This is a genomic window from Enterobacter sp. BNK-22 (genome assembly GCF_048684805.1).
Taxonomy (GTDB): Bacteria; Pseudomonadota; Gammaproteobacteria; order Enterobacterales; family Enterobacteriaceae; genus Enterobacter; species Enterobacter quasiroggenkampii.
Window position 1 is genome coordinate 2736850 of record NZ_JBLQTT010000001.1, and the last position, 12966, is coordinate 2749815.

A 12966-nucleotide genomic window follows, 5' to 3' on the forward strand; every position below is an offset into this window, starting at 1 on the left:
CCGACATGAAAAGTAAACTACTCAGTGGAATGGTGTTGTTCATGCTTTCGGCCTCGGCGATGGCGCAGCAGTCTTTCAGCACGCCCGATCAGGCGACCGATGCGCTGGCCAACGCCATTGGTGAGCATAATGAGCGCGCGATGAGCAATCTGCTTGGAGAGAACTGGCGCGATTTTCTGCCCCCTGAAGGCGTTGATCCGGATGCCGTCGATCGTTTCCTGCGCGACTGGAAAGTCCGTCATAACACCGTTGTCGAAGGGGATACGGCGCATCTTGTTGTCGGCGATAACAGCTGGCAGCTTCCCATCCCGGTGATCAAAACCGCCACCGGTTGGCAATTCGATATCAAAGAAGGGGCGGAAGAGATCCTGACCCGCGAAATCGGGCGTAATGAACTTGCCGCCATTGAAGCCTTACATGCCTATGTTGATGCGCAGCAAAGCTACTTTGCGATGAACCAGAAATACGCGCAGAAGATTGTCAGCTCGAAGGGCAAAAAAGACGGTTTGTACTGGCCCGCCTCTCCCGGCGAAGCGCCCAGTCCGCTCGGACCGGCATTTAGCCCAAAAGAGCCGGGGACCGGCTATCACGGCTATCGCTTCCGGATCCTGCCGGATAAAAACGGTTTCGCGATGGTGGCCTGGCCGGTTAGCTACGGCGAGACGGGCGTGATGAGCTTTGTAATAAATCAGGAAGACAAGGTGTACCAGTCCGATCTCGGCAGCGAGTCGGAGCAAAAGGCCCGTGCGCTGGCCTCATACGCGCCTGATAAGACCTGGCAGCCCGTCGAACCCTGAATACCCGCTCTGCCTGTAGGCCGGGTAAGGCGAAGCCGCCCCCCGGCTTTTTAACTTACAGAATATTGGCGACTGATTTCGCCAACTGAGCTTCCAGAACCGGTTTGGCTTCTTCAAACTTCAGGTTTACTTTGTTAGCGTTCGACACCACGCGGGTTTGATACTTCGCACGGTCGCCCTGCCGATCAGCCCCGCAGCCAGCCCCACGCCCAGCGCTGCGCCGGAGGAGTTGCTGTTGTAGGCCGTGATACCGGCACCCAGCGCGGCACCCACAGCGGCGCCTTCATAGCCGGTTTTCAGGTAGCCCTGAGATTCACGCAGGTCCATTTTGTCTGCTTTCAGAACGTTAGCCTGCACCCAATAGTATGCGCTGTCAGGAGAGCTGGTGACCTTGTATCCCTTGGCACTCAGATTGTTTGCCAGCAGCGTCTGCAGGTTGCTCATGTCTTTATCAGAAGTGTTTTTAACCTGAATGTAGACCGTTTTTTCACTGGATGGCTCAAGCCAGATGGTTTCACTCATCTGCGTTTTTACTTCCAGGTTGCGTTTTTTCACCGCCGTCGTCATCGCACCGCACCGCACCCGGTCAGCGCCATCACTTAATGGGTAGTTTTCAGGCAAAAAAAACGCCTCCAGAGGAGGCGTTAGCAATCAGGGAAGAAACTTATTTCTTCTTCGCTTTCGCGTTTGGCAGGTCGGTGATGCTGCCTTCAAACACTTCTGCCGCCAGGCCCACGGACTCGTGCAGAGTCGGGTGTGCGTGGATGGTCAGCGCGATGTCTTCAGCGTCACAACCCATTTCGATAGCCAGACCGATTTCACCCAGCAGCTCGCCGCCGTTGGTACCGACAATCGCACCACCGATTACGCGGTGAGTCTCTTTGTCGAAGATCAGTTTGGTCATACCGTCTGCGCAGTCGGAAGCGATAGCACGGCCAGAAGCAGCCCACGGGAAGGTGGCGGTTTCGTAGCTGATGCCTTTCTCTTTCGCTTCTTTCTCAGTCAGACCAACCCATGCCACTTCTGGCTCGGTGTACGCGATAGATGGGATCACTTTCGGATCGAAGTAGTGCTTCATGCCGGCGATAACTTCAGCGGCAACGTGGCCTTCGTGAACACCTTTGTGCGCCAGCATTGGCTGACCGACGATATCGCCGATAGCAAAGATGTGCGGCACGTTGGTGCGCAGCTGTTTGTCAACGCGGATGAAGCCACGGTCGTCCACTTCCACGCCAGCTTTGCCCGCGTCGAGGTTTTTACCGTTCGGTACACGACCGATAGCCACCAGCACGGCGTCGTAACGCTGTGGTTCGGATGGGGCTTTTTTGCCTTCCATGGAAACGTAAATACCGTCTTCTTTCGCTTCAACGGCAGTCACTTTGGTTTCCAGCATCAGGTTGAATTTCTTGCTGATGCGCTTGGTGAAGACTTTAACGATGTCTTTGTCAGCAGCCGGGATAACCTGGTCGAACATTTCAACCACGTCGATCTCTGAACCCAGCGCATGGTACACGGTACCCATTTCCAGACCGATGATACCGCCGCCCATAACCAGCAGACGCTTAGGAACGGTTTTCAGCTCCAGCGCATCGGTGGAATCCCACACGCGTGGATCTTCATGTGGAATGAATGGCAGTTCGATTGGGCGAGAGCCTGCCGCGATGATCGCGTTGTCGAAGTTGATCACGGTTTTGCCGTTTTCGCCTTCCACTTCCAGGGTGTTCGCACCGGTGAATTTACCCAGACCGTTTACCACTTTCACTTTACGGCCTTTGGCCATACCCGCCAGACCGCCGGTCAGTTGAGTGATAACTTTCTCTTTCCAGGTACGAATTTTGTCGATGTCGGTTTTCGGCTCGCCGAAGACGATACCGTGTTCAGCCAGCGCTTTGGCTTCTTCGATAACTTTCGCTACGTGCAGCAGCGCTTTAGAAGGGATACAGCCGACGTTCAGACAAACACCGCCGAGGGTGCTGTAACGTTCTACGATGACGGTTTCCAGACCTAAATCCGCTGCGCGAAATGCTGCGGAGTAACCTGCCGGGCCTGCCCCAAGTACTACGACCTGAGTTTTGATTTCTGTGCTCATCATGACCTCTTAGTTTATACCCGTCGTCCACCGGGTCGTTCTATCCGCCCGCAGTTTACAAAATTGTTAACAATTTTGAAACAACAAACGGCTCACGAATTGTCGCTTTCGCCAATAACCTCACAAACACCATGAGATTATCAGAAAAAAGCCGGCCGACTGGCCGGCTTTTCGATTACATCACCAGGCGGCGAATGTCGCTCAGCATGTTGTTGATGATGGTGATGAAACGCGCACCATCAGCACCGTCGATCACGCGGTGGTCGAAGGACAGAGAGATTGGCATCATCAGACGCGGCACGAACTCTTTGCCATTCCACACCGGCTCCATCGCGGACTTGGACACACCGAGGATAGCCACTTCCGGCGCGTTCACAATCGGCGCGAAGTGGGTGGTACCCAGGCCGCCGATGCTGGAGATGGTGAAGCAGCCGCCCTGCATTTCGCCGGCAGTCAGCTTACCATCACGCGCTTTCTTGGAGATGGTGGTCAGTTCACGGGACAGCTCAGTGATGCTCTTCTTGTTCACGTCTTTGAAGACCGGAACAACCAGACCATTTGGCGTATCAACCGCAACACCGATGTTGATGTATTTCTTCAGCGTCAGCTTCTGGCCGTCTTCGGACAGGGAGCTGTTGAAGCGTGGCATCTGTTCCAGAGCCGCAGCAACCGCCTTCATGATGAAGACCACTGGGGTGAATTTCACGTCCAGTTTACGCTTCTCAGCTTCGGCGTTCTGCTGTTTACGGAACGCTTCCAGATCGGTGATATCGGTCTTATCGAAGTGCGTAACGTGCGGGATCATCACCCAGTTACGGCTCAGGTTCGCACCAGAGATTTTCTGGATACGGCCCAGTTCCACTTCTTCGATTTCGCCGAACTTGCTGAAGTCCACTTTCGGCCATGGCAGCATGCCCGGGATACCGCCGCCAGCGGCTGCAGCTGGTGCAGCTTCGGCGCGTTTCACCGCGTCTTTCACGTAGGTCTGAACGTCTTCGCGCAGGATACGACCCTTACGGCCGGTCCCTTTCACTTTCGCCAGGTTCACACCGAATTCGCGCGCCAGGCGACGAATCAGCGGCGTCGCGTGGACGTAAGCGTCGTTTTCAGCGAACTCTGATTTTTCTGCTTTTGCAGCAGGGGCAGCGGCTGGTTTAGCAGCCTGAGCCGGTGCAGCAGCCGGTGCTGGAGCAGCCGCAGCAGCCGGAGCTGCGGCAGGCGCAGCGCCTTCCACTTCGAAGACCATGATCAGAGAGCCGGTAGACACTTTGTCGCCGGTGCTGATTTTGATCTCTTTAACGGTACCCGCGAATGGCGCAGGGACTTCCATAGAAGCCTTGTCGCCTTCAACGGTGATCAGTGACTGTTCAGCGGCAACTTTGTCGCCCACTTTTACCATCACTTCGGTGACTTCAACTTCGTCACCGCCGATGTCCGGTACGTTAACGTCTTTCGCGCCGCCAGCAGCGGCTGGTGCTGCGGCTGGTGCCGGAGCAGCGGCCTGTGCAGGCGCGGCAGCAGGTGCAGCACCTGCCACTTCGAAGATCATGATCAGGGAGCCAGTAGACACTTTGTCACCGGTGTTGATCTTGATCTCTTTAACGGTACCCGCAAACGGTGCTGGCACTTCCATAGAGGCTTTGTCGCCTTCTACGGTGATCAGTGACTGCTCGGCCGCAACGGTATCGCCCACTTTCACCAGAATCTCAGTCACTTCAACTTCGTCACCGCCGATGTCAGGCACGTTCACTTCTTTCGCACTCGCGGCAGCTGCTGGAGCAGCGGCGGCCGGAGCGGCTTTCTTCTCTTCCTGCGCAGGTGCAGCAGCGGCTGCACCGTCGGCGGAATCGAAAATCATGATCAGTTTGCCAGTCTCGGTTTTATCGCCAACAGAGACTTTGATCTCTTTAACGATGCCAGCCTGAGGAGACGGGACTTCCATAGAGGCTTTGTCGCCTTCTACGGTGATCAGCGACTGTTCAGCTTCAACTTTGTCGCCTACTTTGACCAGGATCTCGGTGATTTCAACTTCATCAGCCCCGATGTCCGGTACATTGATTTCGATAGCCATTATTCTTTTACCTCTTACGCCAGACGCGGGTTAACTTTTTCTGCATCGATGTTGAATTTGGTGATTGCGTCCGCAACCACTTTCTTATCGATTTCGCCACGTTTAGCCAGTTCGCCCAGTGCTGCTACAACCACGTAAGAAGCATCAACTTCGAAGTGGTGACGCAGGTTTTCGCGGCTGTCAGAACGACCGAAGCCGTCAGTACCCAGAACGCGATAATCATCAGCTGGAACGTAAGTACGAACCTGCTCAGCGAACAGTTTCATATAGTCAGTAGACGCCACCGCTGGCGCGTCGTTCATCACCTGAGCGATGTACGGAACGCGTGGGGTTTCCATTGGGTGCAGCATGTTCCAGCGCTCACAATCCTGGCCATCACGCGCCAGTTCAGTGAAGGAAGTCACAGAGTACACATCGGAACCGACACCGTAGTCTTTCGCCAGGATCTGTGCTGCTTCACGAACGTGACGCAGGATAGAACCGGAGCCCAGCAGCTGAACTTTGCCTTTGCTACCTTCGATGGTTTCGAGTTTATAGATACCTTTACGGATACCTTCCTCGGCACCTGCTGGCATTGCCGGCATGTGGTAGTTTTCGTTCAGGGTGGTGATGTAGTAGTAAATGTTCTCCTGCGCTTCACCGTACATGCGCTGCAGACCGTCATGCATGATGACTGCCACTTCGTACGCGTAAGACGGGTCGTAAGAGATACAGTTAGGGATAGTCAGAGACTGAATGTGGCTGTGACCATCTTCGTGCTGCAGACCTTCACCGTTCAGGGTCGTACGACCGGAAGTACCACCGATCAGGAAGCCGCGAGCCTGCTGGTCGCCTGCCTGCCAGCACAGGTCACCGATACGCTGGAACCCGAACATGGAGTAGTAAATGTAGAACGGGATCATCGGCAGGTTGTTGGTGCTGTAAGAGGTCGCAGCAGCCAGCCAGGATGCGCCTGCGCCCAGCTCGTTGATACCTTCCTGCAGGATCTGACCTTTCTCGTCTTCTTTGTAGTAAGCAACCTGCTCACGGTCCTGCGGGGTGTACTGCTGGCCGTTCGGGCTGTAGATACCGATCTGACGGAACAGACCTTCCATACCGAAAGTACGCGCTTCGTCGGCAATGATTGGCACCAGGCGATCTTTGATCGACTTGTTCTTCAGCATCACGTTCAGGGCACGAACGAAAGCGATAGTGGTAGAGATCTCTTTGTTCTGCTCTTCCAGCAGCTGAGAGAAGTCTTCCAGCGCTGGCAGTTCCAGCTTCTCGGTGAAGTTAGGCTGGCGAGCTGGCAGGTAGCCTTTCAGCGCCTGACGACGTTCGTGCAGGTACTTGTGCTCTTCAGAGCCTTCCGGGAAGGTGATGTAAGACAGGTTTTCTACCTGCTCATCGGTGACTGGAACGTTGAAACGGTCGCGGATATAACGCACGCCGTCCATGTTCATTTTCTTAACCTGGTGAGCGATGTTTTTACCTTCTGCGGTATCACCCATGCCGTAACCTTTGATGGTGTGGGCCAGGATTACAGTCGCTTTACCTTTGGTTTCACGCGCTTTTTTCAGTGCAGCGTAGATTTTCTTCGGATCGTGACCACCGCGGTTCAGGGCCCAGATCTGCTCATCAGTCCAGTCTGCAACCAGGGCTGCGGTTTCTGGATATTTGCCGAAGAAGTGCTCACGCACGTAGGCACCGTCTTTGGATTTGAAGGTCTGGTAGTCACCGTCAACGGTTTCGTTCATCAGCTGGATCAGTTTACCGCTGGTGTCTTTACGCAGCAGTTCGTCCCAACGGGAACCCCACATGACTTTGATCACGTTCCAGCCAGCACCTGCGAAGATGCCTTCCAGTTCGTTGATGATCTTGCCGTTACCGGTTACCGGACCATCCAGACGCTGCAGGTTACAGTTGATGATGAAGCACAGGTTGTCCAGCTTCTCACGGGTCGCGATGGTGATCGCGCCTTTGGATTCTGGCTCATCCATTTCGCCGTCGCCCAGGAAGGCGTATACGGTCTGCTCAGAGGTGTCTTTCAGACCACGGTGTTCCAGATACTTCAGGAATTTCGCCTGGTAGATCGCACCGATTGGGCCCAGCCCCATTGATACGGTCGGGAACTGCCAGAATTCAGGCATCAGTTTAGGGTGCGGGTAAGAAGACAGACCTTTACCGTGAACTTCCTGACGGAAGTTGTTCATCTGCTCTTCAGTCAGACGACCTTCCAGGAATGCACGTGCATAGATGCCCGGAGAGATGTGGCCCTGGAAGTACACCAGATCGCCGCCGTCTTTCTCGTTCGCTGCACGGAAGAAGTGGTTGAAGCACACTTCGTAAACGGTCGCAGAAGACTGGAAGGACGCCATGTGGCCACCCAGCTCCAGGTCTTTCTTGGATGCGCGCAGAACGGTCATGATGGCGTTCCAGCGAATTGCAGAACGGATACGACGTTCCAGATCCAGATTGCCCGGGTATTCCGGTTCGTCTTCGACGGCAATCGTGTTTACGTAGTTGCTAGCCCCTGCACCTGAAGCAACCTTCACACCGCCTTTGCGGGCTTCAGAAAGCAGCTGATCAATCAGATACTGAGCGCGCTCAACACCTTCTTCACGGATGACCGATTCGATCGCCTGTAGCCAGTCGCGAGTTTCGATCGGATCCACGTCATTTTGGAGACGTTCTGACATGGGGGTATTCCTTATCTATCTAATACGTTGATTTGTCTGGAACCTGTCCCATTGTGCTCTTGGGCAAGAACACAATAAGACAGGTTCTGCGTTTAGTTGCCGCGCTCTAAAAGTACCTGGCGCTTAATCCTTTCGTTGCTGTATGCGGCGTAATGAACGTTCGCGACGCGATTGTTCACGGCTGCGGTCCAGCAAGATTTCCTCAATGAAAGCCAGATGGCGGTGCGACGCTTCGCGCGCCTGCTCCGGTTCCCCGGCCATTATCGCCTCGAATACTCGGGTGCGATGGTTGCTTACCAGTGGGAGCATGTCCCGACGGGCATACAACAATTCAAAATTTTGACGAACGTTCTGGGCCAGCATCGGCTCCATGCAGCGTAGCAGATGGAGGAGCACCACATTGTGTGCCGCTTCGGTGACGGCGATTTGATACTGGACGACGGCGCTGGACTCGGCGTCTAAATCGCCGGACTTCTGTGCCCGTTCAATGGCCTGATGCAGTTCGCGGATACGCACGCGATCTTCATCAGTGCTGCGAAGGGCGGCGTAATAGGCCGCAATACCTTCCAGCGCGTGACGGGTCTCAAGCAGGTCAAACTGGGATTCTGGGTGGTCAGAGAGAAGTTCTACCAGCGGATCGCTGAAGCTCTGCCACAGGCTGTTTTGCACAAAGGTTCCGCCGCCCTGGCGACGAAGCAGCAAGCCCTTTGCTTCGAGACGTTGAATCGCCTCACGCAGAGAAGGACGTGAAACGTCGAACTGTTTTGCCAGCTCGCGTTCTGGCGGAAGTTTCTCACCCGGGCGCAGAGTCCCTTCGAGGATTAAAAACTCCAGCTGCTGCTCAATCACATCAGATAGTTTTGGTTGGCGAATTTTGCTGTAGGCCATATTCCCTGTCTTACGCCTTTTTGCCCGGAGTCAATTGGTCTTACCAATTTCTATTTCGTATCGCTAAAGTAACAAAGTATTCACCTTCTGTCCATATTGGTTTTGATTGAAATCAGTAAACCCTGCACATTTTAACAACCTTACAGAAATAACGTTTCAGAAATGTAACTTTGCACAAATGAGTTGATTACCCCCAAAGAGGGAGTTTTAACCATAATGAAACGAGGGTTTTTGCAATCTGAAGCGATTCAACAAGGCAAATAATGAAAATTCGCCCACTTAAGGCGCATTTCTATTCTATAGGTTGGGAGAGGAACAACGAGCGGGCCGATTTACAAATGCTTTCTTTTTATTCAAGTCGTCATCACCCCTTCATAAAGCAGGTGCATTCGCAGGCACTTACCACTATTCTGGCGCTTACGGAAGTCATCTCCGCTTTTTTCGGTCTCGTTTACCGTAAAGAAATAAATACAGAATATGGATTTTCATAATTACACACGCTCAGCGTGAACATAACAACCACACACGAGGTTTCAAATGGAAGCTCAACAGCACGGCGATCAGCTAAAGCGCGGGCTTAAAAACCGCCATATTCAGCTCATCGCACTGGGCGGTGCGATTGGTACCGGCCTGTTTCTGGGCAGCGCATCCGTTATCCAGTCTGCCGGTCCGGGCATTATTTTGGGTTACGCGATTGCGGGTTTCATTGCTTTTCTGATCATGCGCCAGCTGGGCGAAATGGTAGTAGAAGAGCCGGTCGCGGGCTCCTTCAGCCACTTTGCCTATAAATACTGGGGCAGCTTTGCCGGTTTCGCCTCGGGTTGGAACTACTGGGTGCTGTACGTTCTGGTTGCCATGGCCGAACTGACCGCCGTCGGGAAATACATTCAGTTCTGGTATCCCGAAATCCCAACCTGGGCTTCTGCTGCAGCCTTCTTCGTCATTATCAACGCCATTAACCTGACTAACGTTAAAGTGTTCGGGGAGATGGAGTTCTGGTTTGCCATCATCAAGGTCATTGCCGTGGTGGCGATGATTATCTTCGGCGGTTGGCTGCTGTTCAGCGGCAACGGCGGCCCGCAGGCCACCGTGCGCAACCTCTGGGAACAGGGTGGCTTCCTGCCTCACGGCATGACCGGTCTGGTGATGATGATGGCCATCATTATGTTCTCCTTCGGCGGTCTGGAGCTGGTAGGGATCACTGCCGCTGAAGCCGACAACCCTGAGCAGAGCATCCCGAAAGCCACAAATCAGGTTATCTACCGTATTCTGATCTTCTATGTGGGCTCACTGGCCGTGCTACTCTCCCTGCTGCCGTGGACGCGCGTCACCGCCGACACCAGCCCGTTTGTGCTGATCTTCCACGAGCTGGGCGACACCTTTGTCGCCAACGCCCTGAACATCGTGGTGCTGACCGCAGCGCTCTCCGTATACAACAGCTGCGTATACTGCAACAGCCGTATGCTGTTCGGCCTCGCCCAACAGGGCAACGCACCGAAGATGCTGCTTAACGTTGATAAACGCGGCGTGCCGGTGAATACCATCATTGTTTCCGCCATCGTGACCGCCCTGTGCGTGCTCATTAACTACATGGCACCGGAATCGGCGTTTGGCCTGCTGATGGCGCTGGTGGTCTCTGCTCTGGTCATCAACTGGGCGATGATCAGCCTGGCACACATCAAGTTCCGCCGCGCGAAACAGCAGCAGGGCGTCACCACGCGCTTCCCTGCCCTGCTCTATCCGCTGGGTAACTGGATCTGCCTGCTGTTCATGGCGGCCGTTCTGGTGATCATGCTGATCACGCCGGGTATGGCGATTTCCGTCTACCTGATCCCGGTCTGGATTGCGATCCTGGGCGTGGGCTATCTGTTCAGTCAGAAAAGCCGTAATGCCATGAAGGCGCACTAAGCCTCCCTCCGCGGTACCTGCTTTTACGGGTACCGCGCGTTGTTACCTTCCTCACACTTTCGCGCCCACAGCGCATTTATCCATATCACCGCCCTGATACTGCAACGCATATATCCCTTCGCCAGCGAATAATTCTCTCCATACCGTAAACCGGAGAGCTGTCGATGGATAACAACACACTGTCAGTAAAAGAAAAGATCGGCTATGGGATGGGCGACGCCGGATGCAACATTATCTTTGGCGCCATCATGCTGTTTGTTAACTATTTTTATACGGATATTTTTGGCCTCGCCCCTGCGCTGGTCGGCGTGCTGCTGCTGTCTGTCCGCGTGATTGACGCCGTAACGGACCCGATCATGGGCGCGATTGCCGACCGTACCCGCAGCAAATATGGCCGGTTTCGTCCATGGCTGCTGTGGATCGCTTTCCCCTACGCGCTGTTCAGCATCCTGATGTTCACCACGCCAGAGTGGAGCTATAACAGCAAAGTTATCTATGCCTTTGTCACCTATTTCCTGCTGTCGCTGACCTATACCGCCATCAACATCCCCTACTGCTCGCTGGGCGGGGTGATCACTAACGACCCGAAAGAGCGCGTCGCCTGCCAGTCGTATCGCTTCGTGCTGGTCGGCATCGCCACGCTGCTGCTCTCATTAACGCTGCTGCCGATGGCCGACTGGTTTGGCGGGGACAACAAAGCCAAAGGCTACCAGATGGCGATGACCGTACTAGCGCTGATTGGCACCTGCATGTTCCTGTTCTGCTTCGCCACCGTGCGCGAGCGCGTGCGCCCGGCGGTGCAGACCAACGATGAGTTGAAAAACGATCTGAAAGACGTGTGGAAGAACGACCAGTGGGTGCGCATTTTGCTGCTGACGCTCTGCAACGTCTGCCCCGGCTTTATCCGCATGGCGGCCACCATGTATTACGTTACCTGGGTGATGGGCCAGAGCACCCACTTCGCCACGCTGTTTATCAGCCTGGGCGTTGTTGGCATGATGCTCGGCAGCGTGCTGGCAAAAGTGCTGACCGACCGCTGGTGTAAGCTGAAGGTCTTCTTCTGGACCAATATCGTGCTGGCGATTTTCTCCTGCGCCTTTTATTTCTTCGACCCGAAAGCCACCGTCACCATCGTGGTGCTCTACGTCCTGCTGAACATCCTGCACCAGATCCCGTCTCCGCTGCACTGGTCGCTGATGGCCGACGTGGACGACTACGGCGAGTGGAAAACCGGGAAGCGCATCACCGGCATCAGCTTCTCGGGCAACATCTTCTTCCTGAAGCTGGGGCTGGCGATTGCCGGGGCGATGGTCGGGTTCCTGCTCTCCTGGTACGGCTACGACGCGGGCGCGAAAGCGCAAAGCGCGGACGCCCTTAACGGGATCGTGCTGCTCTTTACCGTCATTCCCGGCATTGGATACTTAATTACCGCGGGCGTGGTGCGTCTGCTGAAGGTGGATCGTGAAACCATGAAGCAGATCCAGGCCGATCTGGAGAAACGCCGCACCAACTACCGTGAACTGAACGACTATCAGGAACTGAAAGCCGCAGAGACAAAATAAGGAGAGCCAAATGCATCAGTGGCCAAACCCGTTTATCGAACAACGCGCCGATCCGTACATTTTACGCCATGAGGGGCAGTACTATTTTATCGCCTCCGTGCCGCAGTACGACAGGCTGGCGATCCGCCGCGCAGCGTCGCTTGAAGGCTTACGTCATGCCGAAGAAGTGGTGGTCTGGCGTAAACCCGACGCTGGCCCCATGAGCCAGCTGATATGGGCGCCGGAACTGCATCATATCGACGGAAAGTGGTACATCTATTTTGCCGCGACGCACACGCAGGCGCTCGATGCACTCGGGATGTTCCAGCACCGCATGTTTGCCATTGAATGTACCGACAGCGATCCACTTACCGGCACGTGGGTGGAAAAAGGGCAAATCAAAACCCCGTTCGATACCTTTGCTCTGGACGCTACCACCTTTGTGCATCAGGGGAAACGCTGGTATCTGTGGGCGCAAAAGGCACCGGATATCACCGGGAACTCCAACCTTTATCTGTGCGAAATGGCGAACCCGTGGACGCTAAAAGGCGAGCCGGTGATGCTCAGCAAACCGGAGTATGACTGGGAGTGTCGCGGATTTTGGGTTAACGAAGGCCCGGCGGTGCTTTTCCATGGCAACAAACTGTTTATCAGCTATTCCGCCAGCGCCACCGATGAGAACTACTGCATGGGGCTGCTGTGGATAGACCTGAATGCCGATCCGCAAAACCCTGCAAACTGGCACAAATCCCCGCGCCCCGTATTCGCCACCAGCTACGAAAACCGCCAGTTCGGCCCGGGCCACAACAGCTTTACACAAACGCCGGAAGGGGAAGATGTGCTGGTGTATCACGCGCGAAACTACACCGAAATTGAGGGCGATCCGCTATACGATCCGAACCGTCATACCCGCCTGAAGCACGTCCGCTGGAATGAAAACGGGATGCCTGATTTCGGCATCCCGCCTGCGGATACGCTTTAGTCTTTGCGGCGC

The 12966-nt window shown here is 54.8% G+C and carries 9 protein-coding genes and 1 pseudogene; 5 read left to right on the forward strand and 5 right to left on the reverse strand.

Annotated elements, in window-relative coordinates; all coding sequences use genetic code 11:
* Positions 1-5: 5 nt before the first annotated feature.
* On the forward strand, positions 6-797 hold the full coding sequence (locus ACMGGE_RS12960; protein ID WP_420293838.1) for a DUF2950 family protein: 792 nt from the start codon (positions 6-8) through the stop codon (positions 795-797).
* A gap of 55 nt (positions 798-852) precedes the next feature.
* Here ACMGGE_RS12960 and traT read toward each other — a convergent pair.
* The 5 genes and pseudogenes from traT to pdhR form a co-directional block, all read right to left on the reverse strand.
* Positions 853-1433, reverse strand: a pseudogene (gene traT / locus ACMGGE_RS12965) (complement resistance protein TraT).
* A gap of 28 nt (positions 1434-1461) precedes the next feature.
* Positions 1462-2886 (reverse strand): dihydrolipoyl dehydrogenase, encoded by a 1425-nt coding sequence (lpdA, locus tag ACMGGE_RS12970; protein ID WP_003856313.1) that lies wholly within the window; start codon positions 2884-2886, stop codon positions 1462-1464.
* A 175-nt stretch (positions 2887-3061) separates the two neighbouring features.
* The gene (gene aceF, locus ACMGGE_RS12975) at positions 3062-4957 is read right to left on the reverse strand and encodes a pyruvate dehydrogenase complex dihydrolipoyllysine-residue acetyltransferase (protein ID WP_023326706.1); all 1896 of its coding nucleotides are present in this window, start codon (positions 4955-4957) and stop codon (positions 3062-3064) included.
* 14 nt (positions 4958-4971) lie between these two features.
* Complete coding sequence (aceE, locus tag ACMGGE_RS12980) at positions 4972-7635, reverse strand: pyruvate dehydrogenase (acetyl-transferring), homodimeric type (RefSeq protein ID WP_028015529.1); 2664 nt, start codon at positions 7633-7635, stop codon at positions 4972-4974.
* Positions 7636-7758: 123 nt separating this feature from the next.
* Complete coding sequence (pdhR, locus tag ACMGGE_RS12985; RefSeq protein ID WP_420293839.1) at positions 7759-8523, reverse strand: pyruvate dehydrogenase complex transcriptional repressor PdhR; 765 nt, start codon at positions 8521-8523, stop codon at positions 7759-7761.
* 263 nt (positions 8524-8786) lie between these two features.
* Here pdhR and ACMGGE_RS12990 point away from each other — a divergent pair, with 263 nt between their 5' ends.
* From ACMGGE_RS12990 to ACMGGE_RS13005, 4 genes are all read left to right on the forward strand, one after another.
* Entirely contained in the window at positions 8787-9014 is a 228-nt protein-coding gene (locus ACMGGE_RS12990) for a hypothetical protein (protein WP_083261508.1), read from the forward strand.
* A gap of 46 nt (positions 9015-9060) precedes the next feature.
* On the forward strand, positions 9061-10431 hold the full coding sequence (aroP, locus tag ACMGGE_RS12995; RefSeq protein ID WP_024907477.1) for an aromatic amino acid transporter AroP: 1371 nt from the start codon (positions 9061-9063) through the stop codon (positions 10429-10431).
* A 164-nt stretch (positions 10432-10595) separates the two neighbouring features.
* The gene (locus tag ACMGGE_RS13000) at positions 10596-11993 is read left to right on the forward strand and encodes a glycoside-pentoside-hexuronide (GPH):cation symporter (RefSeq protein ID WP_045907808.1); all 1398 of its coding nucleotides are present in this window, start codon (positions 10596-10598) and stop codon (positions 11991-11993) included.
* A gap of 10 nt (positions 11994-12003) precedes the next feature.
* Positions 12004-12954, forward strand: a complete 951-nt coding sequence (locus ACMGGE_RS13005) for a family 43 glycosylhydrolase (RefSeq protein WP_420293840.1) — start codon at positions 12004-12006, stop codon at positions 12952-12954.
* Positions 12955-12966: the final 12 nt, after the last annotated feature.